The sequence below is a fragment of the Mesorhizobium sp. M0590 genome (assembly GCF_040320905.1).
GTDB lineage: Bacteria > Pseudomonadota > Alphaproteobacteria > Rhizobiales > Rhizobiaceae > Mesorhizobium.
Genome location: NZ_JAMYQN010000004.1, coordinates 1 through 26074, shown reverse-complemented (window position 1 = coordinate 26074; position 26074 = coordinate 1). Strand labels below are relative to the sequence as shown.

Sequence of the window (26074 nt, the reverse complement as noted above, 5' to 3'; positions counted from 1 at the left end):
GTGGATGGCCGTTAACCTTAACGAATGGTTTCCATTGCGGCGGCCGGTGGCAAAGCCCAGTGTTATGGTTAAGGCAAGGATTGTTCAGCTTGAGCGGCTTTGCCCTGCGAAGCAGGAGCGTCATGCGGCATATTCTGAGCTCTTTTCTGGCATTGCATTGGGCGGCCGTTTTCGCCCTGCTGGCGTTCATTTGCATCGACGGGAATCGAGGCGTGGCGACGGCCCTTGGCGTACTGGGCGTTCCCGTCCAGAACACTCGATTTGCCGATCTCGAAAACGCCGTCGTTGTGGCGCCGCTCGCCGTGGCACTGCTTGTCGTCGCGGTGCTGTTCTGCTGGGCCTTTGTTGAAGCACTGACCAGCGACAGGACCAACCCGGATCCCGCCGATAGCGTCATGCGAATCGCCTTCATTTCCGCCTTGGGCGTGCTGTCGCTGATCGTCATCGGCGGCGCCGCGCACGGCATCAATGGGCTGTTCATGATTGTCGCGGTGCAATTGGCGGCACTTCTGGCGTCCTATGTCGCGATGCTCGCGGAGCGGCGGTCGACCGTTGCCGCGGCAGTTCCAGGGACCGGCGAAATCCGAGCGGCCGCGCATGTCATGGCCAAGGCAGCGGCGCATAATTCCTCGCTTGCCCGCATTTCCGGCCGGCTGGATTCGAGGGATGACCGCTGATGCGCACCTTGTTCGCGCTGTGGGCGGCTCCGCTCCTCTTGTTTTGGGGCTGGTTCTTTCTGTCGCTCAACGACATCAATTTCGGCTATGTCATCCTGAGCCGCCAATTACACGATCTCGTCTTCCAGCTCTATGGACAGATGCTCGGCGTTGATCCGGCGCTTATTCCGGGCATGGTGGCGAAAGCTTGCGTGTTCGATGGGCTGCTGCTGGTGGCGTTCTGGGCATTTCGCCGCCGCAAGGCGATTGGTGGCTGGATCACGGCGATGCGCAACCGCTATTTCGACCAGGCATCGACGCCGAGCGCCTGAAGCCGGTCGAGAACACCTTGGAGGATAAAAGCGGCCGCCGCAGAATCGATCTTGCCGGCGCGTTTCTTGCGGGAAAAATCCATCTCGATCAGCGTCCGCTCGGCCGCCACCGTCGACAGCCGTTCGTCCCAAAAGAGGAAGGGCAGATCGGTCAATCCAGCCATATTGCGCACGAAAGCGCGGGATTTTTGGGCGCGCGGGCCTTCGGAGCCGTCCATGTTGATGGGGAGGCCGATCACCACGGCGCCGGCATTTTCCTTCTGTAGCAGAGCGAGCAGCACTGCGGCATCGAGCGAGAATTTCCTGCGCATGATGACGGGGCGCGGGTGGGCGAACGACAAGCCGCGGTCGGAAACCGCCATGCCGATTGTCTTGTCGCCGAGGTCGAGACCGGCCAGGGTCTTGCCGCCGCCGAGCCGGGCCGGCAACTCCTCGATGGTGATGATGCCCAACGGCTTTTCCTTTGACCGCGACGCCGCACGTCCTATACGCGCAAAGCGTGCGCGGCACTTTAATTTCGCCGTCGGCGTTCTATCCTCTACCGAAGCAAAAATCGAGGAAAGCATTGATGAAACTGACCTGGTACGGACATTCGGCATTCCGAATCGAAATCGAAGGCGCGAAAATCCTCATCGACCCCTATCTGGTCGGCAATCCGTCATGGACAGGCGGCTGGGAAGGGCCGGCCGAAGGGGTCACGCACGTGTTGCTCACCCATGGCCACAGCGACCACATCAGCGGCGCCATCGAAGTGCTCAAGAAGAGCGGCGCGATGCTGGTCGCCAATTTCGAGATTTGCATGTACCTGGTCGGCAAGGGCGTCGGTGACAAGCAGATCAATCCCGGCAATATCGGCGGCACCGTCGATTGCGGCGGCTTCACCACCACCTTCGTTCAGGCTCTGCATTCATCGTCCTTTCCGGGCGAGGGTGGCCAGAATACCTATCTCGGCAATCCGGGTGGGCTCGTCCTGCACTTTCCCGAGGACAAGACGCTTTATCATATGGGCGACACCGACATTTTTTCCGACATGGCGCTGATCAACGAGTTGCACGAACCGAAGATCGGCATCGTGCCGATCGGCGACCGCTTCACCATGGGTGGCGCGGTAGCAGCCCTTGCCTGCCAGCGTTTCTTCAAGTTCGAGACGGTCGTTCCTGCTCACTTCGGCACATTTCCGATGATCGATCAGACCGCCGACAAATTCGTGGCCGGGCTGGATGGATCGGGTGTGAAAGTTGCGTTGCCGAAGATCGGCGAGACGATTACGGTGTAAAGAAAGCCGGTCCGGAACGATACGATGCGCTTGAGAAATTCTCTTTGCATTTCCATGCTGGTTGCCGCGTCGCCGACGCTGGCCGCGGAAAATTTCATCGAGGGCGTCTATCTGCAATCGGAGGACCTCTGCGCGCAGGCCAAAAAGGATACGCTGCAGACGGTGATCGAGGGCGGCAATATCGTGCTGTCGGCAAATGGCCTGGAAAGCATCGAATATAATTGTGAATTCCTGCAGATCACCAAAGCGACACGCTCACCAAGCTGGGCGGTGACCGCTATATGCCAGGAGCCGGGCTACGTCTTTCCCGATGTTCTCTCACTGACACAGATGAGCCCGAAGCAGATCGACCTGGTATCGGTTCGGCCTGCCGCCGACGAAGGCGAGCAGAGCGGCAACGGCGGCAGTTATTTCCTCTGCGACGGCGTGGCGATGCCATAGGGCAGTTGATGGCACGATGCATGTTGCGCGGCACGCGCCGCGCCGCTATAGCGCTGGTTTTCCCCGAGGCACAAACATGTCCGTTGATATAAAAACCGTGAAGCGCGTCGCGCATCTTGCCCGTATTGCGGTGAGCGAGGAGGATGCAGAGCGCATGACCGGCGAATTGAACGCCATTTTGGGCTTTGTCGAGCAGTTGAACGAGGTCGATGTTTCCGGCGTCGAGCCGATGACCTCGGTCACGCCGATGGCAATGAAAAAGCGCCAGGACGTCGTCACCGACGGCGGCAAGGCAGCCGACATCGTCGCCAATGCACCGGCGACCGAAGAGAATTTCTTCCTTGTGCCGAAGGTCGTGGAGTAGCAGGCTGATGGCAATCGACATCGCGGCTGAGACGCCGCTGCAGGACGATGTGCGTGGGCTGGTCGAGGAGCTCAACGCCACATTGCTGGAGCTGACGCCGCCGGAGCATTGCTACCATTTGACGGTCGAGCAGATGGCGGACCGTGACACGACCGTCTTCATCGCCCGCGACAACGGCCTTGCCATCGGTTGCGGCGCACTGAAGCGCCACGATGCTGTCGTAGGCGAGGTCAAGCGCATGTATACGCGACCTTCGCATCGCGGCCACAAGATCGGCGCGAAGATTGTCGAGCGTATCGAGGCGCTGGCGCGCCAAGAAGGGCTTAAGCGTCTGGTGCTGGAGACGGGCGACCGTCATCCCGCCGCCTGGACCGTCTACGAACGCGCCGGTTTTTCGCGTTGCGGCCCGGTACTGGATTATCCCGATTCCGAGTGGTCGGTGTTTTACGAAAAGAGCCTTGCCTGATGAGCGACCTTACCCAGCTGACGATTTCGCAGGCCCGCGCCAAATTGCGTTCCAGGGAGATCACCGCCACCGAAATCACCGAGGCTTATCTATCGGCGGTCGAGCGAGCCAATCCGGCGCTCAATGCCTACGTGGTGGTCACCGATGACAAGGCGCGCGACATGGCCAAGGCCTCCGACGCGAAACTGGCCAAGGGCGAGGGCGGGTCGCTCGAGGGTATCCCGCTCGGCATCAAGGATTTGTTCGGCACCGAAGGTGTCCACACCCAGGCCTGCAGCCATGTGCTGGATGGCTTCAAGCCGCGCTATGAATCGACTATCACCGCCAATCTTTGGGCGGATGGCGCCGTCATGCTCGGCAAGCTCAACATGGACGAGTTCGCCATGGGCTCGTCCAACGAGACTTCGTATTACGGGCCGGTCATCAACCCGTGGCGGCGTTCGCGCCTCGACACGGTGGTAATGCCGACGACGCATCAGGGCGAGGGTGGCTTCGTTTCGGCGGGCGGCACCAGGACCGCGCGCACGTTGGACAATGCCCAACTGGTGCCGGGCGGTTCGTCCGGAGGCTCCGCATCAGCGGTCTCGGCCTTCCTGTGCGCCGGCGCCACCGCCACCGACACCGGCGGCTCGATCCGCCAGCCCGCCGCCTTCACTGGCACAGTTGGCATCAAGCCGACCTATGGCCGCTGTTCGCGCTGGGGCATCGTTGCCTTCGCCTCGTCGCTCGACCAGGCCGGGCCGATCGCGCGCGACGTACGCGACGCCGCGATCCTGTTGAAGTCGATGGCTTCGGTCGACCCGAAGGACACGACGTCCGTCGACCTGCCGGTGCCGGACTACGAGGCGGCGATCGGCCGCCCGATCAGGGGCATGAAGGTCGGCATTCCCAAGGAATATCGTGTCGACGACATGCCCGCGGAGATTGAGGCGCTGTGGCAGAAAGGCATTGCCTGGCTGCGGGATGCTGGTGCCGAGATCGTCGATATCTCGCTGCCGCACACCAAATATGCGCTGCCGGCCTATTACATCGTGGCGCCGGCCGAAGCCTCGTCCAACCTCGCCCGTTACGACGGCGTCCGCTATGGCTTGCGCGTGCCCGGCAAGGACATTGTCGATATGTATGAAAAGACCCGCGCCGCCGGCTTCGGGCGGGAGGTCAAGCGCCGTATCATGATCGGCACCTATGTGCTTTCCGCCGGCTACTACGATGCCTACTATCTACAGGCGCAGAAGGTTCGAACCCTGATCAAGCGTGACTTCGAAAATGTGTTTGCCGCAGGCGTCGACGTCATCCTGACGCCGGCAACGCCTTCCGCCGCCTTCGGCATCGCCGACGAGGACATGGCCGCCGACCCGGTCAAGATGTATCTCAACGACATCTTTACGGTGACGGTGAACATGGCCGGCCTGCCCGGCATAGCGGTTCCGGCCGGGCTCGACGCCAAGGGGCTGCCGCTCGGCCTGCAGCTGATCGGCCGGCCCTTCGACGAGGAAACGCTGTTCCAGACCGCCCATGTCATCGAACAGGCGGCGGGCACATTTCAGCCGGAAAAATGGTGGTAGGATCGTTTCTCATCTTGAGGGGGTGAGGGATGTTCTTCTATGTCTCCAAGGTTCTCGGGTTCTTCGTCGAGCCGTTGAATCTCGCGATCTTCCTGCTGCTGGCGGGGCTGATCGCGGCGATGTTCGGGCGGCGACGGTTGGCGACCGCCGGCAGCGCTCTTGCCTTCCTCATTCTGGCGGTTTCGATATGGAGCCCGCTCGGCCCCATGATGCTCAATCGGCTGGAGGAACGCTTCCCCAGGCCACCGCTGCCGGAAAAGGTTGACGGTATCATAGTGCTTGGCGGCAGTCTGGATGGCGCCGTCAATCTGGTGCGTGGCGGCTATGAAATGAACTCCAGCGGCGACCGGATGGTCGAGGCGGTCGTGCTGGCGCGGCGCTTTCCGACAGCGAAAGTCGTTATCTCCGGTGGCAGCATCGAAACGTTCCGCGGCGGCGAAGGCGATGCAGATACCGCGCCGCGTCTTTTTGCCGCATTCGGCGTGGCGGCCGATCGGCTGATCCTCGAGAACAAATCCCGCAGCACCTACGAGAACGCTGTCTTTACCAGGGAACTGGTGACGCCGAAACCGGGCGAGACCTGGTTGCTGGTGACCTCGGCCTTCCACATGCCACGCGCCAAGGCGCTGTACGACAAAGCCGGCTTTTCGACCGTTCCGTGGCCGGTCGACTATCGCACTTCCGGCAAGGAAAGCATCGGCACCTTGCCTTATCCCGGCGACTGGCTGGAGGTCACCACTGTTGCGATCCGCGAATGGATAGGGCTCACCGCCTATTGGCTGTCGGGGCGCATCGATCGGCCTTTCCCCGGACCGGGCGGCTGACCGAGCACCGCCTGCCGCGCCGCCGAGAAAAACTGGCGGCGCACCAGTACCGCCAGAAGCAGCAGCGTCGATAGCACGAAGACGGTGGGATCGACGAACCAACCAAGATAGCCGATCGAGAAGAACACGCCGCGCAGGCCCGAATTGAAATGCTTTCCGGCCAGCATGTTCATGCGCGCGGCACGCCACACCGCCGTTTCGGTGACCGGATTGCGCGACGCCTCGCCATGTGGAATCGGCACGGCGCCGATCAGGATCGAGCAATAGTTGAACAGCCGGTAAGCCCAGCCGAACTTGAAGAAGGAAAAGGCCAGGATCAGCACCAGCCCGAACACCTTCGTCTGGAAGGCCGCGCGTGAGGACGTGGCGCCAAACGGCAGGTCGCTCAGCACGGTCAGAACCTGATTGGAGGCGCCGAGCAGGGCAAAACAGCCGCCGATCGCAATCAGCGAACTGGAGGCAAAGAAGGCGGTCCCCTGTTGCAGCCCGCTCATGATAGCGGTGTCGACGATGCGGATCTCCCGTTCGGCCATGGTCCGCATCCAGGCCTCGCGCTGCGCGTTCATAGCCCTCGTCAGCGACACGCGGCTGACCAGCATTCCGTCCGCGGCGAGCGTATGCAGCACCCACGCGGCAAGGAAGAACCCCAGCGCCGCAAGGTCGGCCATCGATAGATGAAAGGAATCGCTCATGCGTTGCTTTTACCACAGGCGGAGGGGGCGCTTCGATGGTCGAAGCTGGAATGTCGCTGCCGGAGCAAACGAGGTCGGCAGGCGCAGCGCGGCGGTCTTTAAAACAGCGGAAAACATCATGGGAATTCCTATATGTAGACCTCAACAGGGTCCCAGGAGAAAACGCCCACGTGTTCCTTTCGGTTTTCGACTTGTTCAAGATCGGCATCGGCCCATCGAGTTCGCACACGATGGGGCCGATGACGGCCGCGCGGCGGTTTCTCGACGAGATTGCGGGAGACGACTGGCCGCGCCCGGCCGGCGCCAAGGTCGACCGGATCGCGGCCAGCCTGCATGGCTCGCTCGCCTATACCGGCATCGGCCATGGCTCCGATCGTGCCGTGGTGCTCGGCCTCGCCGGCCAGACGCCGCAGACGGTGGATCCCGACCTAGCAGACGGCATCGTCGCTCGCATCGCCGCCGAGAAGCGGATTTCGCCGCCCGGCCATCCGTCCTACCGTTTCGACCCGGCAACGGATCTTGTGCTGGATCGCAAGACGCCGCTGCCGGGTCACGCCAACGGCATGGCCTTCTCTGCCCATGATGCCGGCGACCGGTTGCTGCTGAGGCGCGTCTATTATTCGATCGGCGGCGGCTTCGTAGTGTCCGAGGAAGAACTGCAGCGGATGAAAGCAAGGGGCTCGGCGACAACCGAAGGCAAGAAGGTTCCGTATCCGTTCAAGAACGCCGTCGAAATGCTGTCCATGGCAGCGAAAAGCGGGCTTTCCATTGCCGAGATGAAGCGCGTCAACGAGGAGACGCAGATGTCGCGCGGGGAGCTCGACGCCGGCCTCGACGGCATCTGGAGCGCCATGAAGGGCTGCATCGAGCGCGGCCTGTCGCAAGACGGCATCATGCCGGGCGGACTCAAGGTGCGCCGCCGTGCCCGGATGCTGCACGACAAGCTGCAGGAGCAATGGCAGCAGAACCGGCCCAACCCGCTGCTCGCCAACGACTGGCTGTCGATCTATGCGATGGCGGTCAATGAGGAGAACGCTGCCGGCGGCCGTGTCGTCACCGCGCCAACCAATGGGGCGGCCGGCACTCTGCCCGCAGTGCTGCGCTACTGGTTGCATTTCCATCCCGAAGCCGACCAGCCCAGCATCCGCGATTTCCTGCTGACGGCGGCGGCGGTCGGCGGCATCATCAAAACCAATGCTTCGATCTCGGGGGCGGAAGTCGGCTGCCAGGGCGAGGTCGGTTCGGCTTCGGCAATGGCTGCGGCGGGATTGTGCGCCGTCATGGGCGGCACGCCCGAGCAGGTCGAGAATGCTGCCGAGATCGCGCTGGAACATCATCTCGGCATGACCTGCGATCCGGTCGGCGGCCTGGTGCAGGTGCCGTGTATCGAGCGCAACGCGCTTGGTGCCGTCAAGGCGGTGACCGCCGCTTCGCTGGCCATCAAGGGCGACGGCGTTCATTTCGTGCCGCTCGATGCCGCGATCGAGACGATGCGCCAGACCGGTCTCGACATGAACGAAAAGTACAAGGAAACCAGCCTTGGCGGATTGGCCGTCAATGTCGTGGAGTGTTGAGCGCCAATCTGGCGGCATGGACCACCACTGTGGAGAAGTCGATCAGGCCGTTGACGCGTTCGCGTGCTGGACTAAACCTTAAACGATGTCTCTCAATCTCATAAAGCTTTGCGTCGGCTGTGACAGCGTCGAGGATCTGGAAGAGTGGATTGCCTTCCGTCTCGACGAGCCGCGCCGCGCCGGCGAACCGGCCGAGCACTACCACACCACCCGCATGGTGCCGACGCGTGGCGCCGAGATTACCGGCGGCGGCTCGCTCTACTGGGTGATCAAGGGCAATGTCCAATGCCGCCAGCTGATCACCGAAATCCGGCCCTTCACCGATGACGAGGGCATCGGCCGTTGCCATCTGATCCTCGATCCCGAGGTCGTGCGCACTGACTGGCAACCGCGCCGTGCATTCCAGGGGTGGCGCTACCTGAAGCCGGCGGACGCGCCGGCCGATCTCGGCAAGGGCAAAGCCGGGCTGATCGAGATGCCGCCGAAGCTCAGGCGTGAGCTTGCCGATCTCGGCCTGCTCTGACGCCAAGAAACGCAACGCCAAGACCACCAGCCGAAGCGTTGTCCGCAGGTGCCATCATCACCGGTCCTCCAGGTCGCCTCATCTGGGCTTGCAAGCCGGGGAACAACGCCACATCTTGAATGTCATGAGCGACAAGAAGCAGCCCGTGTCTGCAAAGGCCAATCCTGCGCCGGTCGAGTCTCAATCGAGCACCGGCGAGATCGACGCGTTTCTCCGTCAGGCAAGGACGCTCGCTGCATCCGCCACCGGTTCAGGTAGGCTGATCCTGTCCCTCGACGCGACGATGAGCCGCCAGCCGACCTGGGATCTCGCCTGTGCGCTGCAGGCCGAGATGTTCGACGCCGTCGGCAAGGCCGGGGCGCTCAAGGTTCAACTTGTCTATTTTCGCGGCCTTGGCGAGTGCCGCTCGTCCGCATTCGTCACCGATACCGAAGCTCTGAAACAGCTGATGACGCGCATCGACTGCCGCAGCGGCCATACCCAGATCGGCAAGGTGCTCGCCCATGCGCTGAAACAGACGGCGGCGGCCAAGGTCAACGCGCTGGTCTATATCGGCGACGCGATGGAAGAAAACATAGATGATCTGGCCGAAAAGGCCGGCAGCCTCGGTCTGCACGGCGTTCCTGTCTTCGTCTTTCAGGAGGGCCATGATGCCGCTGCGGAAAAGGCGTTCAAGGAAATTGCGCGGCTGTCGAAAGGGGCCTGGTTCCGGTTCGATCGGCGGGCTGCCGCGACGTTGGCCGGCCTGCTTTCGTCTGTCGCCGTGTTTGCGACCGGCGGGCTGAAAGCACTGGAGGCCCGGGGCAGGCCGGAGGATCGGCTGATGATCGAGCATATGCGGGGCGGCGGAAACTGATGGGCGCGATTATCGCTTTCGTAGCATTGCTTCTGGTGTTTCTCGGCACGGTCACTGTCTTCCTGCGCGCCGATCCGGCGAAGCTTGCAGGCGGCATGAGGACGCTTGGACCTGTGCTGCTCGGGCTGGTCGGCGTCGCCGTGCTGCTGGTCGGGCGCGAGGGCATCGGCGGCTTGATCCTGTCGGCTGCGCTCGCCTGGTACGGCTCCATGCGCATGAATCGGCCGGCGGCAAAACTGGCACCAGGCAAGCGTTCCACAGTTCGTACGGCGGCGCTTGAGATGGAACTCGATCACGATACCGGCGGCCTCGAAGGCCTTGTGCTGGCTGGGCGCCATGAAGGCAAGATGCTTGGCTCGATGGGGCTTGCCGAATTGCAGCAACTCTATCGCGAACTCTCCGGCGATCCGGAGAGCCGCCAATTGCTAGAGACGTATCTTGACGGCAGATTTCCCATCTGGCGCAAAGACGCTGATGCGAATGGTGGCGAAGGGCTGGGTGTTGCGCCAGGTTCTGGCGCCATGACTAAGGAGGAGGCCTACAAGATCCTTGGTCTTGAAGCGGGGGCTGCCGCGGCGGATGTCCGCAAGGCGCACCGCCGCCTGATGCAGCGCCTGCACCCCGATATCGGTGGCACGTCTTTCCTGGCGGCGCGGATCAATGAAGCCAAGGACGTCTTGCTCTCCAATCACAACTAGTCTCCTTCGACGCAGAACTTCGGGAAAGATATCGTTTCGCGCGCCGCTTACTGCTGGACGGCGTAGCACTCGATCTTCTTCTTTTTCAAAGCGTTGCAGGCTTTCCAGGCAGCCGTCTTCGAACCGAAACCACCGAACCGGGCGCGGTAGTAGGTGACACCGTCCTTGTCGAAGGCGACGGTGAAACCGGAGGCATCGGTCAGAACGGAGGGCGCCTGCTTCGTCGCCTTGTCGAGGAAAGCCTTCGCTTCGGCCTGTTTTGGCGAAGAGGCGACCTGTATTGCCCAGCCGGATGGCACCGACGCCGTGCTGACCGGATCGACCTCTGCCGCCGGTTCGGCATAGGCTGCGGCGACCCGGGCTGTCGCCACGTCGTCCACCGTCGACACAGCCGTCGTCTTGACCCTCTTGGCCTGAACGACCGGAGCGGTCTCTTCAACGACGGGCGCATTTTCCTCGACAAGAGAGGCAACGGCATCGTCGTCCGGCTTACTGTCCGGTGTCGGCACGTCATGCTTCGGTAGAAGCACCTTGGCCAAGGCTGAAATCGGATTGCCGCCGGCCTTGGCAACCAGCACGCCGCCGCCGCGCGACGACGCCTGCGGCATGTAGGCATTGATCAACCCGGCCATCTGGCTGTCGCGGCTGCCGCCGGACCTGCCGCCCATGACCACCGCTACGATGCGCCGATCGCCATCCGAGACCGAGGAGACCAGATTGTAACCGGAGGCGCGGGTGTAACCGGTCTTGATGCCGTCGACGCCCTTGATGCGTCCGAGCAGACGATTGTGGCCGTTGATGCGCTGCCGCCCGTAAAGAAAGGAGCGCTGCGAGAAATAGCCGTAATATTGCGGGAAATGCTCTCTCAGGGCGATGCCGAGCATCGCCATGTCGCGCGCGGTCGTGAACTGGCCGGGATCAGGCAAGCCGTTGGCGTTGCGGAAAACGGTTCCCCTCATGCCCAGCGCCCGCGCCTTGGCGGTCATCATGCGGGCGAAATTGGCTTCGTTGCCGCCGAGCATCTCGCCAAGCGCTGTTGCGGAATCGTTTGCCGATTTGGTCACCATCGACAGGATCGCGGTCTCGACCGTGACCGAGCCGCCCCGCTTGACGCCGAGCTTCGTCGGCGGTTCGGCAGCGGCATTGGCCGAGAACACGACCGGGGAATTCTTGCTGATCCTGCCCTTCGCCAACGCCTCGAACGTCAGATAGAGCGTCATCATCTTGGTAAGCGACGCCGGATAGCGCCGGCCATCGGCGTCCGACGAATAAAGCACCTTGCCGGTCTTGGCATCGATGACGATGGCCGCCGACTTGGCCGCCATGGATGAGGCCGCGTCCGCGACGACGAAGCTCATCGCCATGGCGAGGATCATGATCGTTTTGAGGGGGGACGCGGATTTGGAAACGAAGCCCGACAACGCCTTACGCACTGATAGTTCCTTTGAATTTCCGTTGCCTTGGAGGCGGCAAAGGGTCCTGCCTCACCTCCGGCCACGCTAACGCGGACAGCGTTACCAATCCGTTTATGGTAACCGCCGCGTTCACCATTTTCTGTGGGATTGAGCTTCTCTTTATTCGAATCTTAGCGATTGCCGGCAGCTCACGATCCGCATTGCCGCGGGAATCTTGACTTTTGTGCACTGCACAATATATTTACACGCATTGCACAACGCGGCCCGGACAAGCCGCGTCTATCGTCCAAGGCAACCGTTCAAGGGAATGCGTGAAATGACCCAGACCTATGAAGATTTCAGCAAATACGGCAAGGAATTTGCGGACACCGGATTGAAGAGCTTCGCCTCGCTGTCCAAGGGTGCGCAGGCTATCGCCGCCGAGGCGGGCGAGTACACCAAGAAAAGCTTCGAAGCCGGCAGCGCCGCTGTTGAGAAGCTCTTTTCCGCCAAGTCGCTGGACAAGGCGATCGATATCCAGTCCGACTATGCCAAGCAGTCCTATGAGAGCTTCGTCACCGAAGCCACCAAGCTTGGCGATCTCTATGCCGAACTCGCCAAGGAAGCCTACAAGCCGTTCGAATCGATCGTCGCCAAGGCGAAGTAAATTCGACGAACATTCCGAGCCGGCCCCTGGGCTTGCAAAGACAGACCCGGTCGCGAACGCGCGGCCGGGTTTTTTCATGCCAGCTCGAAATCGGGGGCCTGCGGTCTTCACGATTTGAAAAATCGGTCAAGTTTGGCCACCTAGCCATATTGTCAGCTAAACAGAAGGGCTTAAAATCGTCCATCGAACACCTACATGTCGAGCATGCATGAGGATTCGAAAGAGGCAGGACTACGTGACTACAGGTTTGACTGCCACGAGCTACGTGGTGCGAATGCAGAACGGCAGCAACGGCAATGAGGCCGGTCGCGGCACGGCCGTCATCACGCGCACAAAAACCAAGACCAAGAAGCCCAGTCTGTATCGGGTCCTCATTCTTAACGACGACTACACACCCATGGAATTCGTGGTCCATGTGCTGGAGCGCTTTTTCCAGAAGGACCGCGAAGCCGCCACACGCATAATGCTTCATGTTCACAATCATGGGGTGGGCGAGTGCGGGGTCTATACATTCGAGGTGGCCGAGACCAAAGTGGCTCAGGTCATGGATTTCGCCCGACAGAATCAGCATCCGCTGCAATGCGTGATGGAGAAGAAGTGAGGTAACATGCCGGCTTTCTCCCAAGGCCTGGAAAAGGCGCTTCACCAAGCGCTGACGCTCGCCAATGAGCGGCACCATGAATATGCAACCCTTGAACATTTGCTGCTCGCCCTGATCGACGACACCGAGGCGGCGGCCGTCATGCGTGCCTGCAACGTCGATCTCGACGAGTTGAAGCATACGGTCCTCACCTATATCGACACCGAGCTCGACAACCTCGTCACCGGCTACGATGAAGATTCCAAGCCGACTGCCGGTTTCCAGCGCGTCATCCAGCGCGCGGTGATCCATGTGCAGTCGTCAGGTCGCGAGGAGGTGTCCGGCGCCAACGTGCTCGTCGCCATCTTCGCTGAGCGCGAGAGCCACGCCGCTTACTTCCTGCAGGAACAGCAGATGACCCGCTACGACGCGGTCAACTATATCTCGCATGGCATCGCCAAGCGCCCCGGCGCTTCCGAGACGCGGACGCCGCGCGGCGCCGACGACGAGCAAGGCGGCCAGAGCGGGGCCGAGCCGCAAGAGGAAGGCGGCAAGAAGAAGCAGCAGCAGGACGCGCTGACTGCCTATTGCGTCAACCTGAACAACAAGGCCAAGGCCGGCAAGATCGATCCATTGATCGGTCGCGAGAGCGAGATCAACCGGACCATCCAGGTGCTGTGCCGCCGCTCCAAGAACAACCCGCTCTATGTCGGTGATCCCGGCGTCGGCAAGACGGCAATCGCCGAAGGCCTCGCCAAGCGTATCGTCGAGGGCGACGTTCCCGAAGTGCTGCACAATGCCACCATCTTCGCGCTCGACATGGGCACGCTACTGGCCGGCACCCGCTATCGCGGCGATTTCGAGGAGCGGCTGAAGCAGGTCGTCAAGGAGCTCGAGGATTATCCCGGCGCCGTGCTGTTCATTGATGAGATCCACACCGTGATCGGGGCAGGGGCCACCTCTGGCGGCGCCATGGATGCGTCGAACCTGTTGAAGCCGGCGCTGTCGTCCGGCGCGATCCGCTGCATCGGCTCGACCACCTACAAGGAGTTCCGTCAGTTCTTCGAGAAGGACCGCGCGCTGGTGCGGCGCTTCCAGAAGATCGACGTCAACGAGCCGACCGTCGAGGACGCCATCGAGATCATGAAGGGCCTCAAGCCCTATTTCGAGGAGTTCCACAAGGTTCGCTACACGAGCGAGGCGATCAAGGCTTCGGTCGAGCTCTCGGCGCGTTACATCAACGACCGCAAGCTGCCGGACAAGGCGATCGACGTGATCGACGAGACCGGCGCCTCGCAGATGCTGGTGCCGGAAGCCAAGCGCAAGAAGACCATCGGCATCAAGGAGATCGAAGCGACGATCGCCACGATGGCGCGTATCCCGCCGAAGACGGTTTCCGCCGACGACGAGAAGGTGCTGCAAGGTCTCGACATCGAGTTGAAGCGCGTCGTCTACGGCCAGGACACCGCGATCACCGCGCTGACTTCGGCCATCAAGCTGGCGCGGGCCGGCCTGCGGGAACCGGAAAAGCCGATCGGCTCGTACCTGTTCTCGGGTCCGACCGGTGTCGGCAAGACGGAAGTGGCCAAGCAGCTCGCCGCCTCGCTCGGCGTGGAGCTGATCCGCTTCGACATGTCGGAATATATGGAACGCCACACCGTTTCACGGCTGATCGGCGCGCCTCCCGGCTATGTCGGCTTCGACCAGGGCGGCCTTCTGACCGACGGCGTCGACCAGCATCCGCATTGCGTGCTGTTGCTGGACGAAGTGGAGAAGGCGCATCCGGATCTGTTCAACATCCTGTTGCAGGTCATGGATCACGGCAAGCTGACCGACCACAACGGCAAGCAGATCGACTTCCGCAATGTCATCCTGATCATGACCACCAATGCGGGCGCGTCCGACGCGCAGCGCGCGGCCATCGGTTTCGGTTCGACCAAGCGCGAAGGCGACGATGTCGAGGCGATCAACCGGCTGTTCACGCCGGAGTTCCGCAACCGTCTCGATGCGATCATTCCGTTCGGCTCGCTGCCGGTGCCGGTCATCCATCAGGTGGTGCAGAAGTTCGTCATGCAGCTGGAAGCACAGCTTTCCGAGCGCGGCGTGACATTCGACCTGTCGCAGGAGGCGATCGCATGGCTGGCCGACAAGGGCTATGACGAGCGCATGGGCGCCCGGCCGCTTGGCCGTGTCATCCAGGAGCACATCAAGAAGCCGCTGGCCGACGAGGTGCTGTTCGGCAAGCTCAAGAAGGGCGGCACAGTACGTGTCACTGTCGAGAAGAAGGAAACCGGCGAGACCGGCCTGAAGCTCGAATCGCTCGCCGACGAGGCGCCGGTGAAGCCGAAGAAGGAAGAGCCGGACGACGCGCCGAAGGCCAAGAAGGCGGTGGCGAAAAAGCCCGCCGCGAAAAAGGCGGTGGCGCAGAAGCCGGAGCCGAAAGGCAAGGATGGTGGCAAGCGCAGCCTTGTGCCGCAACTGCCGCGTAAGAACTGACGAATCCGCAAGTCAAAAAAAGCCCCGGAAACGGGGCTTTTTTTGTGACACCTTCCGATTAAGCACCCGGCGCCCGCCGGAGCGGTTTGCGCCGGTTCAGCTTGCCAGCGCCATCCGTATCTTGCCGGCGTTCTCGGCCAGGACTTCAGGCTTTTCCATCTGTCCGCTGTGCGGTTTCAGGGGAATGCCCTCGAAGCGCGGAATGACATGGACGTGAAGGTGAAAGACAGTCTGCCCCGAAGCTGGTTCGTTGAACTGCATAACCGTGACGCCATCGGCATCGAAGGCCTTCTTTACGGCCCGCGCAATTTTCTGGACGTGAGCGAAGAGCGGGCCAAGCGCCGCCGGATCCGCGTCAAGCAGGTTGCGCGACGGCGCTTTCGGCACCACTAGCGTGTGACCCTGCCCTTGCGGCATCACATCCATGAAGACGATGACCGCGTCATCTTCGTAGACGCGGTGCGAAGGGATTTCTCCGCGCAGGATTTTGGCGAAGATGTTGCTGCTGTCATAGGTTGCTTCGGCCATGGCGCGCGCTCCGGTTCTTGGCTCGCTGTCTCGTGTAGCGAAGCTGTTCCGGGCGGGCAAGACGATCGGTCGACATCGGCCGTGCCGGCCCGCTCGGCTGAGCGATTGGGCTCGCTACCCTACTCCGCCATGTCCTTGCGGAACGGGGTGTGCTCTTCCAGATATTCGCTCATCCGCTCGACTTCGCGCCGCTCGCGCTGGAGGTAGTCGGCCACTGCATTGCGCAGACCTGGATGGGCGATGTAGTGCGCCGAATGCATCGTCACGGGCCGGTAGCCGCGCGCCAGCTTGTGCTCGCCCTGCGCACCGGCTTCAACCACCTTCAGCTTGCGCGAGATGGCGAAATCGATTGCCTGATGGTAGCAGACCTCGAAATGCAGGAATGGGTGGTCCTCGATGCAGCCCCAATTGCGGCCGTAGAGCGCGTCTGAGCCGATGAAGTTGATGGCACCTGCAATGTAGCGCCCGTTGCGTTTGGCCATGACCAGCAGGATGTCGTCGGCCATGCGCTCGCCGATCAGCGAGAAGAAATCGCGGTTGAGGTAGGGCCGGCCCCATTTCCTGCTGCCGGTATCCATGTAGAACGCGAAAAAGTCGTCCCAGGCCTTTTCGGTCAGATCCTTGCCGGTCAGCCAGTCGATCGAGATGCCGTCGGCGAGGGCCTCGCGCCGCTCTTTCTTCATTGCCTTGCGCTTGCGCGAGGCTAACGTTGCGAGAAAATCGTCGTAGCTCGAGAAGCCTTCGTTGAAGAAGTGAAACTGCTGGTCGGTGCGATGCAGGAAGCCGGCCGCCGCCAATATCTGGACGTCGTCCTCCGGCGCGAAAGTAACATGCGCGGAAGACACGCCGAGCTTATCCGTCACCGCCTTCAGGCCGGCCGCAAGACCGGCCTTGACGGTGGGGCTGTCCTCGCCCCTGCCGACCAGCAGGCGAGGGCCGGTGACGGGTGTGAACGGCACCGCGCATTGCAGCTTCGGATAGTAGCGCCCGCCGGCGCGTTCGAACGCGTCCGACCAGCCATGGTCGAAGACATATTCGCCCTGGCTGTGCGACTTCAGATAGCAGGGGACCGCTCCGAGCAACTTGCCTCGCGCGGTTTCCAGCCTGAGGTGATGGCCTTGCCAGCCGGTGCGCCGAACAGCGCAGCCGGAATCTTCCAGCGCGCTCAAAAAAGCCAATGAAACAAGCGGGTTGTAGCCGTATTCTGCATCGCCGCGTGTAGTGCCGCCGAGGCTGTCCCATTCAGCGCTGGTAAAGGCGCCGATGCCCGCGGCGATGCGGATCGACAGCTCCGCATTCGCCGTTTGTCTTTCGCAGTCGTCCCCTTGATCCATGAGGCTTACTTAAGCTCGCTGCGGACCCATACAAGCCCGCTCAGGCAAGCCGTACCAGATCGGGCTCGAATCCTTCGAACGTCATCTGGTCGGCATATTTGAAGGTCAGGTCGACGGCAGGCTGGTCGTGCACGGTCCAGGTGATCACCGGCATACCGAGTCTCTCTCGCACGAAGGAGACGAACCGGTTCGGCAGGTCGCCGGCAGCGTAGGAGGTGAAGGCGATGTCATGCGCCAGCATGGCGAAATGCGCCTCGATCAGGTGGTTGTCGTTGCCGTAGGCGGTCAACCCGCCGGGTATGCCGGGTGCATATTTCGGGAACTCGCGGATCAGCCAATGGTCGAACGACATGATCGCGGTCTTGCCCTTGTAATGCTTGAGCATCTTGCCGACGCTTTCGACCAGGCCTTCGTCGTGCCCGGCAGCACCTTTCAGCTCGACAACCATCGGCACACGGCCGTCGACCAGATCAAGCGCCTGCTGCAGCGTCGGCAAATGGTCGGCGGTGCCGCCGACCTTCAGCGCCGTGATCTCTGCAGCCGTACGCTGCCAGACGAAGCCGTCCTCGCCGGTCAGCCGCCGCAGATCGCCATCGTGGATGATGACGGGGACGCCGTCGGATGATAGGTGCACATCGCATTCGATCGCGTAGCCGCGCTCGGCCGCCGCAGCGAAGGCGGAAAGGGTGTTCTCCCAGCGCGTCTTGTTCATGTCGTGGAGGCCGCGATGGGCGACGGGCCGGGCGGTCAGCCAGGAAAGATCGGTCATGGTTGCAGTCCCGGTCATTCGACTTCGAAGATCGCTTCGATTTCCACTGCGGCATTAAGCGGCAGGGAGGCGGTGCCGACGGCGGAGCGAGCGTGCTTGCCGCGATCGCCGAGCACGGCGGCGAGAAAATCCGAGGCGCCGTTGGCAACCAGATGCTGTTCGACAAAATCCGGTGCCGAGGCGACGAAGACGGTGATCTTCACCAAGCGACGGATTTTCTCGAGATCGCCAAGTGCCGCCTGAGCCTGGGCCAATATGTTGATCGCACAGTATTTTGCGGCTTCCTTGCCGGTCGCGGTGTCGACATCGCGGCCAAGCAGTCCGCTCGCCTGGAGCTTGCCGTCCTTGAGCGGCAACTGCCCGGCGGTGAACAGCAGATTGCCGGTCCGGCAATAGGGCACGTAATTGGCGGCGGGCGCGGCGGCGGCCGGCAGCGTCACGCCGAGATCGCTTAGCCGCTTTTCGATTGTTTCGCTCATGCTATTTCCCTATTGCTTGAAGGTGCCGCGCAGGCCGGGCCGAAATTGCTATTTTTGCCTCGCTTCCGCCACGACTTTTTTTAAGCTGGACCATCTTTCCATGCGGCCTGCCATTAGCCGCGATGATCGGAGCACCCCATGCGCGCAACGCGCCTCGCATTCAACGCCGTTCTCTTGACAGCGGCTTCCTGGGCGGCTCCCGCTTTTGCGGTGCCTGCGCTGCAGGCGCATCGTGCTGTTTACGACATTTCACTCGACAAGGCTTCAGACCGTTCCGGTATTACCGGCATCACCGGCCGCATGGTCTACGAGTTCAACGGCTCGCCTTGCGAGGGCTATACAGTAAAGTTCCGTTTGGTGACCCAGATCGTAACCAGCGACAACACCAGGCTGACCGACCAGCAGATGACCACCTTCGAGGATGCCGAGGGCAAGACCTTCTCCTTCGTGAACAAATCCTTTGTCGACCAGAACCTCGACAAGGAGGTCAAGGGTACCGCAACGAAGGAAGCCAACGGTCTCAAGGTCGATATCGACAAGCCCGAGAAGAACAGCCTGGAACTCGCGCCGACCCAGTTCCCGACCCAGCAAATGGTCGAAATGATCGGCAAGGCGGAAAAGGGCGAGCGTTTCTACGAAACCAACCTGTTCGACGGCTCTGAGGATGCCAACAAGGTGGTGACCACCACCGTCGTCGTCGGCAAGCAAGCCGATGCCGACAATGCCGATCCGGAAGCGCCGGCGCTGGCCAAGCTCGCCACCGACAAATACTGGCCGGTCGACATCGCCTATTTCGATGATGCCGACAAAGGCGGCGAGGAGGTGCCGGAATACCGGATCAGCTTCAAGCTGCACAAGAACGGCATCACGCGCGATCTCGTCATGGACTATGGCGAGTTCTCAATGACCGGCAAATTGGTCAATCTGTCGCTGTTCGATCAGCCAAAGACCTGCCCGTCTAAATAAGCTCGAGTGAACGGCAAGCCGCCGGCCGCTATCCGGGACGGTAGCGCTTAATCTTGCGGGGCAAGTCGCATCGACTTGAGCATGCCGCAATTGCCTATCAACGTCTTATGACAGTATGGGCCGCGGGGGAGCAGGTTGAGCAGGATCGACGTTTTTGTGGCGCCGCGGCCCAATGCGACGCTGATCAACGCTATGACATTCGTCAACCGGATTGTCATGCTGCACGGCGTTCCGGGGTTTCGCGACCTGTTGCCATTCAACCGTCTGGCCGGTTTGCGCGGCGTCGCCAATGTCCGCCACATCGATTTTCCGGAGAATGACCGGCAAAGGCTGAAGGCTTGTTGCGGCGCGGGCAAGGCGACGTTCATCACGCCCAACCATCCCGAATTCTTTACCGACTGGATGATCGACAAGGAGGTCGTCTCGCGGGTAAGCCCGCTGGCGGCATCCTGGGCCACGCACGGCGTCGTCAACGGGCTTGGCCGGCTGATGCAGAAATTCTGGTTGGCCAACAATCTGATCGCGCAAATCCCGGGCAACAGCGCGGCCGCCAAGGAACATTCGGTGGCCTGGGCGCTGAAGGGGCACGGCGTGCTCCTGCATCCCGAAGGCGGTGTCGGCTGGCATGCCAACATCATTGCCCCGCTGCTGCCGGGCGCGGTCGAAATGGGGTTCGAGGCGCTGAAGCGCGGCCGCCTGACGGATCCGGACTTCAAGGTTTGGATCGCGCCCGTGATCTGGAAGCTTGCTTTCACGGGGAATGTCGAGGCAGCGCTGGCAAAGGAATGCGCCTATGTCGAGCACAGCCTGAAGATCGAACGCCGTGCCGCCAATTCGCTGCCGGAGCGCATCCATCATATCTATGCGACCTTGCTGTCGCGCGATGAGGCTGCATATGGCCTGCGGTCCGATGAGCGGGCTTCGTACGACGCACGTCAAAAGGACCTGCTGACCGAACTCGGCCGTCGCCTTGCCGAACTTGTCTCGGTCGACGCCGGCACGCTCGACACTGCCGAGCTTTTGCGCCGGTCGCGGCGCTGGCTGGGGGAGAACATGGACGGCACCGAAATCCAGAAGCAGGTCCGAACGCTGGCAGATACAATCCAGCGCCTGCAGCGTGTCGGGCCGTGGGCTTCAGCCAATCCGCGCATCACGCAGGAGGAGATCGCCGAACATTTGAAGCGGATCCGCAACGACTATTGCAAGGGTACGCTGCGCGATACGATCAACCGTTTCGTGCCGCAGCCGGCAGGCCCACGCCGCGCCTATGTCCGGGTACCGGAGCCGCTAGGCTTGCACGCCTATCAAGGCTCCGTCGAGGAGGCACTCGCCGAACTGCACGACCGGATGCAGGAGACCGTCACCAGGACGATGACGCAACTCGAGGCCGGCGGCGGCTTCATTTTCTATGCCAATCCCTTCTATCATCGTTAGCGGCGTGTTGGTCGGCGCAAGATGAAGGAGTGCGGCAAATCTCATGGCGGTCTATGTCGATGCGGCGATCTGGAAATGGATCGGCCACCGCTGGTGCCATCTGCTGGCAGACGACACCGACGAGCTGCATCGCTTTGCCGGGCAGCTCGGCATCAAGCGCGCGTCCTACCAAGGACCGCCGAAGACATCGGCACCGCATTATGACATAACCGGGTTCGAGCGCGACCGCGCAGTGCGGTTAGGCGCCATCGAATGCAGCCGCGAGGAGATCGTCGCCGTTTTCCGGCGTGTGCGGGTGCCGAAGGGGAAGATGCGGCGATGACACCGGTGCGCTGATCGCCGCACGCTGAACCACAAGACGCCACAACGCTTGCGTTTGTCGCGCTTCCCCTCTATATGCGCGCTCATTCCACACACGGACTTTGGTGTCTGCCCGGGAGAAATCCGGCTGAAACCTCCGGTGGCGTTCGAGGACAAAGTCCAAAAATGCCTGTGTCCGTGGAGGCTAACCGGAAAGGAAATAAGAATGGCTCTGCCTGATTTCAGCATGCGCCAGCTATTGGAAGCTGGCATTCACTTCGGCCACCAGACCCACCGCTGGAACCCGAAAATGGCGCCCTATATCTACGGCGCCCGCAACAACATACACATCATCGACCTCTCGCAGACGGTGCCTTTGCTGCACCAGGCGCTGAAGCAGGTTTCCGACACTGTTGCCAAGGGCGGCCGCGTGCTGTTCGTCGGCACCAAGCGCCAGGCCTCCGACATCGTCGCCGATGCCGCGCAGCGCTCGGCCCAGTACTATGTCAACTCGCGCTGGCTCGGCGGCATGCTGACCAACTGGAAGACGATCTCGAATTCCATCCAGCGCCTGCGCAAGCTCGACGAAATGCTGGCCGGCGAGGCTCAGGGCCTGACCAAGAAGGAGCGCCTCAACCTCGACCGCGAGCGTGAGAAGCTCGACAAGGCGCTGGGCGGCATCAAGGATATGGGTTCGACGCCCGATTTGATGTTCGTGATCGACACCAACAAGGAAGCGATCGCCATTCTCGAGGCCAAGCGTCTCGGCATCCCGGTCGTTGCCATCATCGATTCCAACTGCGACCCGGACAAGATCGACTTCCCGATCCCCGGCAATGACGACGCGGCCCGCGCCATCCAGCTGTATTGCGATTTGATCGCCAAGGCAGCTATCGACGGCATCGCCCGTCAGCAGGGCGCGCTCGGTGTCGATATCGGCGCATCGGTCGAGGCTCCGGTCGAACCGGCGCTCGATCAGACCCCGGCCGCCGAGAGCCCGGCAGCCCAGACCCCGGAAGCATAGTAGCGAAGGCCGGCTGCGGCCTTCATCTTTCCAATATGTTGGCGCGGTAAGCGCTACCGGCACCAGGCGCATCATCGAAAATCGATGGTGCGTCAGTGCATTTAGACAAAGAGGCGACAATGAGCATTTCGGCTGCACAGGTCAAAGAACTCCGCGACTTGACCGGCGCGGGCATGATGGATTGCAAGGCGGCGTTGAACGAGACCAACGGCAATATGGAAGAAGCCATCGACTGGCTGCGCAAGAAGGGCATTTCCAAGGCCGACAAGAAGGCTGGCCGTACCGCTGCCGAAGGCCTGATCGGCGTAGATTCCGGCGTCCGCGAGGCAGCGATTGTCGAGGTCAATTCCGAGACGGACTTCGTTGCCCGCAATGCTGCGTTCCAGGAGATGGTCGCCAATGTCGCGAAGGTCGCGCTTGCCTATGGCGGCAAGACCGAGGCCGTTGCCGCCGCTCCCTATCCGGGCTCGGGCAAGTCGGTCGCCGAGACCATCAAGGACGCTGTCGGCACCATCGGCGAGAATCTGGGCTTCCGCCGCTCGGCCAAGCTCACCGTCGAGCACGGCGCTGTCGCAACCTACGTTCACAATGCAGTCGCCGACGGCCTTGGCAAGCTCGGCGTGCTAGTGGCCATCGAGACGACAGGCAACGCGCATGCCGCCAACGCCTTCGCCCGTCAGGTTGCCATGCATGTCGCTGCCACCAATCCGATGGCCCTGACCACCGAAGAGCTCGATCCGGCCGCAGTGGAACGCGAGAAGGCGATCTTCGCCGACCAGGCGCGCCAGTCCGGCAAGCCGGAAGCGATCATCGAGAAGATGGTCGAAGGCCGTTTGCGCAAGTTCTATGAAGAGGTCGTGCTGCTCAAGCAGGCTTTCGTGCTCAATCCCGACATTACCGTCGAGAAGGCGCTGAAGGATGCCGAAAGCGAAATCGGGGCGCCAGCCAAAATCGCTGCCTATCTGCGCTTCGCGCTCGGTGAGGGCATCGAGAAGGAAGAGACCGATTTCGCGGCGGAAGTCGCGGCAGCGGTCAAGAAGTAACTATTCGTTTGAAAGGCTTTTTCGGCCGGGTATCCGCGAGGATGCCCGGCCGATTTCTTGCGCGGTGTCGATGAAGGCGCGGAGCTTCGGGGCCATCGCGGCGCGGCGCGGGAAATAGAGGAACAGTCCCGGTTCCTCGATCGATGCCTCGCCAAGGACTTCGACCAGCCGGCCTGCCTCGATGTCGGGCTTGACAAGCGGCTCGAACAGATAGGCGAGGCCGATGCCGGCAAGCGCCATTTCCCTTGCCGACAGCGGATCGCTGACGACCACGCTGCCGCGTGTCTCGACGCTGATATCCTTGCCCTGATCGGACAGATCCCAGCGATAGAGCGCACGTGATCGCAACAGCCGATAGCCGATGCAGTTGTGCGCGGCGAGATCGGCCAACGCCCATGGCCGCCCGCGCCGGCCGACATAGGCCGGCGAGGCAACGATGATGCTGCGGAAAGGCCCTGTCAGTCGCACCGTCACCATATCCTCGGCGATCATCTCGCCCAGCCGGATGCCGGCGTCGAAACCCTCGCCGACGATATCGCTCAGACGTTCGTCGGTGACGATCTCCACCGTCACGTCAGGGTAACGTTCCGCCATCGCCGTCAGGATGGGCATCAGCGCCAGAGGCAGCGCCAAACGCGGCGCGTTGATCCTGAGCAGTCCGCTTGCCCGGCCTTTGACAGAGCGGATACGTTCGATCCGGTCGGCAATGTCTTCCAGCGCCGGCTCCGCCGCAGCGACAAGCGCGGTGCCAGCCTCGGTCAGCGAGACGCTGCGCGTGGTGCGGGCAAACAACGGCTGGCCGATTCGCTCCTCTACCAGCCGAACCGCATGGCTGACCGCTGACGGGCTCATGCCGAGCTCGGCGGCTGCCGGCGCGAAGCCGCCACGCCGCGCGACGGCAACGATTACAGGTAGGTGGCTAAGCAGATCGCGGTCCATTCATGCATGATATCGCATAGTCCATTCGGATAATGCAATCTTATCGGCGGAGAAAGGAGGGCGCATCTTTGGCTGCATCACACGGCAATCGCCGAGCAGCCAAGGAGACGTCTAATGACCGACCTCGATTCCGAACGAACCCGTAATCTCGAGACCGTGCGTAAATTCTTTGATCTGATGCACCGCAAGGACATTGAGGCATGGGGCGACCTTTGGGCTGAAGATGGCCGTATACTTGTCTTCTACCCGCCGGCAGGATTTGGAAACAGCATCGATGGTAAAGCCGCGATCCTGGCGGCCTTCCGAGGCCTCTTCGGTAATTTCGAATCCTTCGATTCGCAGCTGACAGCCATCTATCCGGCAGCGGATTCGGACGCGATCGTCGTTGAGTACAAGAACCGCGCGGTGCTGATCGGCGGCACTGAATACACCAACAGCAATATCGCGATTTTCCACTTCAAGAGCGGTCTGATCAGCACCTACCACGATTATTTCGATCCGCGCCGCTTCCAGGTGGTGGTCGATGCGCTGGCCAAGGCCTGACTGCGTATCCCAGGCAAGACCTCAATCCCGCTTTTCAAACTTCAGGAGAAATCCATGACCATGTCCTACTACACGCTCGGCAACAGCGGGCTGCGTGTCACCCGCCTGGCGCTCGGCACCATGACGTTCGGCACGGAATGGGGCTGGGGCGCGGAGAAGGAAACCGCGCGCGCCTTGGTTGATGCCTATGTCGAAGCCGGTGGCAATTTCTTCGATACCGCCGATCTCTATACCGGTGGCACGGCCGAAACCTGGCTCGGCGAATTCATCGCCGAGCGTGGGCTGCGCGACAAGGCGGTGATCAGTACCAAATTCACCTACAACGCCGAACCGGGCAACCCGAACGCCGGGGGCAACGGCCGCAAGAACATCCTGCGGGCGATAGACGGTTCGCTGAAGCGGCTCGGCACCGACTACATCGACCTCTACATCCTCCATACCTGGGACAGGCTGACGCCGCCGGAGGAGGTGATGCGGACGCTGGACGATCTGGTGCGCGCCGGAAAGATCCGGCATGTCGGTATGTCCGACGTGCCGGCCTGGTACGCAAGCCGGGCGCAGGCCGTCGCCGAGCATCGCGGCTATGAACCGGTTTCGGCGCTTCAGCTCGAATATTCGCTGGCCGAGCGCAACATCGAGCACGAGTTCGTGCCGTTCGGCACGCGCTATGGCGCCGGAATCATGGTCTGGAGTCCATTGGCCAGCGGCCTGCTCAGCGGAAAATACCGTTTCGATACAATCGTCGAGGATGGTGGCCGGCTGGAGACAATGCGTGGTTCGACCAATCCCGGTTTCCAGAAATTCACCGATCGCAACTGGCAAATCGTCGCCGAACTGGAGAGGGTTGCCGGCCAGCTCGGCCGCAGCATGGCCCAGATCGCCTTGAACTGGACGGCAAACAGGCCAGGCATTGCATCCGTCATCGTCGGCGCCACCAGGCTTGACCAGCTCAAGGACAATCTCGGCGCGCTTGATTTCGACATTCCCGAAGATCTTCGGGCACGGCTCGATGCGGTGAGCCGGCCGGTCACGCCCTTTCCGTATTCGTTCTTCGGCCCTGAAATACAAGGCGGCCTGACCGGTGGGCAGGCGGTTGGCGGTAAGCCGGCAAGCTATCTGCCGGATCTGCTCATGCGAGGCACTTTTGCCGGCGTGAGCTGACGGCTATCCCGGTCCACGATCTCAACTTTCCGGCTCGGGGGGGGCGGCGCCGGCGGCAGCCGCGCGGCGGGGTGGGGAGGGATTAAAGAAAAAAAAACCTAGAGCCACAGAAAGGCGGGGTGATGACTGAGGTGTGCGGGTGAGAATAAA

Annotated in this window: 30 protein-coding genes; 22 read left to right on the top strand and 8 right to left on the bottom strand. The window is 61.8% G+C overall.

Features of this window, described 5'->3' with window-relative positions; genetic code table 11:
• Nucleotides 1-122: 122 nt before the first annotated feature.
• Entirely contained in the window at nt 123-677 is a 555-nt protein-coding gene (locus tag NKI52_RS08880) for a hypothetical protein (RefSeq protein ID WP_352697693.1), read from the top strand.
• Nucleotides 677-988, top strand: a complete 312-nt coding sequence (locus NKI52_RS08875) for a DUF6105 family protein (protein ID WP_352448794.1) — start codon at nt 677-679, stop codon at nt 986-988. The genes NKI52_RS08880 and NKI52_RS08875 overlap by 1 nt, the downstream gene beginning before the upstream one ends.
• Here NKI52_RS08875 and ruvX read toward each other — a convergent pair.
• The gene (gene ruvX / locus NKI52_RS08870) at nt 955-1440 is read right to left on the bottom strand and encodes a Holliday junction resolvase RuvX (protein ID WP_352448795.1); all 486 of its coding nucleotides are present in this window, start codon (nt 1438-1440) and stop codon (nt 955-957) included. The two genes, NKI52_RS08875 and ruvX, sit on opposite strands and share 34 nt — an antisense overlap.
• 116 nt (nt 1441-1556) lie before the next feature.
• Between ruvX and NKI52_RS08865 the strand changes: the two genes are divergently transcribed.
• The 6 genes from NKI52_RS08865 to NKI52_RS08840 all read left to right on the top strand — a co-directional run bounded on the left by NKI52_RS08865 (nt 1557) and on the right by NKI52_RS08840 (nt 5924).
• Entirely contained in the window at nt 1557-2264 is a 708-nt protein-coding gene (locus NKI52_RS08865; RefSeq protein WP_352697691.1) for a metal-dependent hydrolase, read from the top strand.
• Between the two features lie 24 nt (nt 2265-2288).
• Nucleotides 2289-2705, top strand: coding sequence for a hypothetical protein (locus NKI52_RS08860; protein ID WP_352471669.1), 417 nt, complete (start codon nt 2289-2291; stop codon nt 2703-2705).
• Nucleotides 2706-2781: 76 nt separating this feature from the next.
• Entirely contained in the window at nt 2782-3069 is a 288-nt protein-coding gene (gene gatC, locus NKI52_RS08855) for an Asp-tRNA(Asn)/Glu-tRNA(Gln) amidotransferase subunit GatC (RefSeq protein WP_023674910.1), read from the top strand.
• A gap of 7 nt (nt 3070-3076) precedes the next feature.
• Nucleotides 3077-3535 (top strand): GNAT family N-acetyltransferase, encoded by a 459-nt coding sequence (locus NKI52_RS08850; RefSeq protein ID WP_352448798.1) that lies wholly within the window; start codon nt 3077-3079, stop codon nt 3533-3535.
• A complete protein-coding gene (locus tag NKI52_RS08845) occupies nt 3535-5100 on the top strand; it encodes an amidase (protein WP_352697689.1) in 1566 nt (521 codons plus the stop codon). Before NKI52_RS08850 ends, NKI52_RS08845 begins: the two co-directional genes overlap by 1 nt.
• Before the next feature lie 29 nt (nt 5101-5129).
• Nucleotides 5130-5924, top strand: coding sequence for a YdcF family protein (locus tag NKI52_RS08840; RefSeq protein WP_352697687.1), 795 nt, complete (start codon nt 5130-5132; stop codon nt 5922-5924).
• On the opposite strand, the gene NKI52_RS08835 is transcribed toward NKI52_RS08840, so the two are convergent.
• Entirely contained in the window at nt 5873-6616 is a 744-nt protein-coding gene (locus NKI52_RS08835; protein WP_352697685.1) for a DUF599 domain-containing protein, read from the bottom strand. The genes NKI52_RS08840 and NKI52_RS08835 overlap by 52 nt on opposite strands.
• A 170-nt stretch (nt 6617-6786) precedes the next feature.
• On the opposite strand from NKI52_RS08835, the gene NKI52_RS08830 reads away from it, so the two are divergent.
• The 4 genes from NKI52_RS08830 to NKI52_RS08815 all read left to right on the top strand — a co-directional run bounded on the left by NKI52_RS08830 (nt 6787) and on the right by NKI52_RS08815 (nt 10267).
• The gene (locus NKI52_RS08830; RefSeq protein ID WP_352448802.1) at nt 6787-8190 is read left to right on the top strand and encodes an L-serine ammonia-lyase; all 1404 of its coding nucleotides are present in this window, start codon (nt 6787-6789) and stop codon (nt 8188-8190) included.
• 85 nt (nt 8191-8275) lie between these two features.
• Nucleotides 8276-8713, top strand: coding sequence for a DUF1489 family protein (locus NKI52_RS08825; protein WP_352697684.1), 438 nt, complete (start codon nt 8276-8278; stop codon nt 8711-8713).
• A 124-nt stretch (nt 8714-8837) separates the two neighbouring features.
• Nucleotides 8838-9569 carry a vWA domain-containing protein gene (locus NKI52_RS08820; RefSeq protein ID WP_352593453.1) on the top strand — a complete coding sequence of 244 codons (732 nt, stop codon included), beginning with the start codon at nt 8838-8840 and terminating at the stop codon, nt 9567-9569.
• On the top strand, nt 9569-10267 hold the full coding sequence (locus tag NKI52_RS08815; RefSeq protein ID WP_352593451.1) for a DnaJ domain-containing protein: 699 nt from the start codon (nt 9569-9571) through the stop codon (nt 10265-10267). The genes NKI52_RS08820 and NKI52_RS08815 overlap by 1 nt, the downstream gene beginning before the upstream one ends.
• 47 nt (nt 10268-10314) lie before the next feature.
• On the opposite strand, the gene NKI52_RS08810 is transcribed toward NKI52_RS08815, so the two are convergent.
• Nucleotides 10315-11700: a D-alanyl-D-alanine carboxypeptidase gene (locus NKI52_RS08810; protein WP_352697682.1), complete on the bottom strand. Its 1386-nt coding sequence runs from the start codon at nt 11698-11700 to the stop codon at nt 10315-10317.
• Between the two features lie 298 nt (nt 11701-11998).
• Here NKI52_RS08810 and NKI52_RS08805 point away from each other — a divergent pair, with 298 nt between their 5' ends.
• The 3 genes from NKI52_RS08805 (at nt 11999) to clpA (ending at nt 15404) form a co-directional block, all read left to right on the top strand.
• Complete coding sequence (locus NKI52_RS08805) at nt 11999-12328, top strand: phasin family protein (RefSeq protein WP_352471661.1); 330 nt, start codon at nt 11999-12001, stop codon at nt 12326-12328.
• A gap of 274 nt (nt 12329-12602) precedes the next feature.
• Entirely contained in the window at nt 12603-12929 is a 327-nt protein-coding gene (gene clpS, locus NKI52_RS08800) for an ATP-dependent Clp protease adapter ClpS (RefSeq protein WP_023674921.1), read from the top strand.
• Between the two features lie 6 nt (nt 12930-12935).
• Complete coding sequence (clpA, locus tag NKI52_RS08795; protein ID WP_352593445.1) at nt 12936-15404, top strand: ATP-dependent Clp protease ATP-binding subunit ClpA; 2469 nt, start codon at nt 12936-12938, stop codon at nt 15402-15404.
• A 96-nt stretch (nt 15405-15500) separates the two neighbouring features.
• Here clpA and NKI52_RS08790 read toward each other — a convergent pair whose 3' ends face one another.
• The 4 genes from NKI52_RS08790 to NKI52_RS08775 form a co-directional block, all read right to left on the bottom strand.
• On the bottom strand, nt 15501-15932 hold the full coding sequence (locus NKI52_RS08790) for an HIT family protein (RefSeq protein WP_352593442.1): 432 nt from the start codon (nt 15930-15932) through the stop codon (nt 15501-15503).
• A 119-nt stretch (nt 15933-16051) separates the two neighbouring features.
• Complete coding sequence (locus NKI52_RS08785) at nt 16052-17266, bottom strand: GNAT family N-acetyltransferase (RefSeq protein ID WP_352636757.1); 1215 nt, start codon at nt 17264-17266, stop codon at nt 16052-16054.
• 40 nt (nt 17267-17306) lie between these two features.
• The gene (locus NKI52_RS08780) at nt 17307-18035 is read right to left on the bottom strand and encodes a glycerophosphodiester phosphodiesterase (protein WP_023674925.1); all 729 of its coding nucleotides are present in this window, start codon (nt 18033-18035) and stop codon (nt 17307-17309) included.
• Between the two features lie 14 nt (nt 18036-18049).
• Nucleotides 18050-18514, bottom strand: a complete 465-nt coding sequence (locus NKI52_RS08775; protein WP_352593436.1) for a RidA family protein — start codon at nt 18512-18514, stop codon at nt 18050-18052.
• 138 nt (nt 18515-18652) lie between these two features.
• On the opposite strand from NKI52_RS08775, the gene NKI52_RS08770 reads away from it, so the two are divergent.
• The 5 genes from NKI52_RS08770 to tsf all read left to right on the top strand — a co-directional run bounded on the left by NKI52_RS08770 (nt 18653) and on the right by tsf (nt 23281).
• Nucleotides 18653-19480, top strand: coding sequence for a cell envelope integrity EipB family protein (locus NKI52_RS08770; protein ID WP_023674927.1), 828 nt, complete (start codon nt 18653-18655; stop codon nt 19478-19480).
• A gap of 135 nt (nt 19481-19615) precedes the next feature.
• Nucleotides 19616-20914 carry a lysophospholipid acyltransferase family protein gene (locus tag NKI52_RS08765; protein ID WP_352593433.1) on the top strand — a complete coding sequence of 433 codons (1299 nt, stop codon included), beginning with the start codon at nt 19616-19618 and terminating at the stop codon, nt 20912-20914.
• Nucleotides 20915-20957: 43 nt separating this feature from the next.
• Nucleotides 20958-21236, top strand: coding sequence for a DUF4031 domain-containing protein (locus NKI52_RS08760; RefSeq protein WP_352455747.1), 279 nt, complete (start codon nt 20958-20960; stop codon nt 21234-21236).
• Nucleotides 21237-21440: 204 nt separating this feature from the next.
• Nucleotides 21441-22238 (top strand): 30S ribosomal protein S2, encoded by a 798-nt coding sequence (gene rpsB / locus NKI52_RS08755; RefSeq protein WP_031211288.1) that lies wholly within the window; start codon nt 21441-21443, stop codon nt 22236-22238.
• A gap of 119 nt (nt 22239-22357) precedes the next feature.
• Nucleotides 22358-23281: a translation elongation factor Ts gene (gene tsf / locus NKI52_RS08750; protein WP_352697680.1), complete on the top strand. Its 924-nt coding sequence runs from the start codon at nt 22358-22360 to the stop codon at nt 23279-23281.
• On the opposite strand, the gene NKI52_RS08745 is transcribed toward tsf, so the two are convergent.
• A complete protein-coding gene (locus NKI52_RS08745) occupies nt 23282-24220 on the bottom strand; it encodes a LysR family transcriptional regulator (RefSeq protein ID WP_023674931.1) in 939 nt (312 codons plus the stop codon). It abuts the gene before it with no gap.
• A 114-nt stretch (nt 24221-24334) separates the two neighbouring features.
• On the opposite strand from NKI52_RS08745, the gene NKI52_RS08740 reads away from it, so the two are divergent.
• Both NKI52_RS08740 and NKI52_RS08735 read left to right on the top strand, forming a co-directional pair.
• On the top strand, nt 24335-24763 hold the full coding sequence (locus NKI52_RS08740) for a nuclear transport factor 2 family protein (protein WP_023674932.1): 429 nt from the start codon (nt 24335-24337) through the stop codon (nt 24761-24763).
• A 54-nt stretch (nt 24764-24817) separates the two neighbouring features.
• The gene (locus NKI52_RS08735; protein ID WP_023674933.1) at nt 24818-25924 is read left to right on the top strand and encodes an aldo/keto reductase; all 1107 of its coding nucleotides are present in this window, start codon (nt 24818-24820) and stop codon (nt 25922-25924) included.
• Nucleotides 25925-26074: the final 150 nt, after the last annotated feature.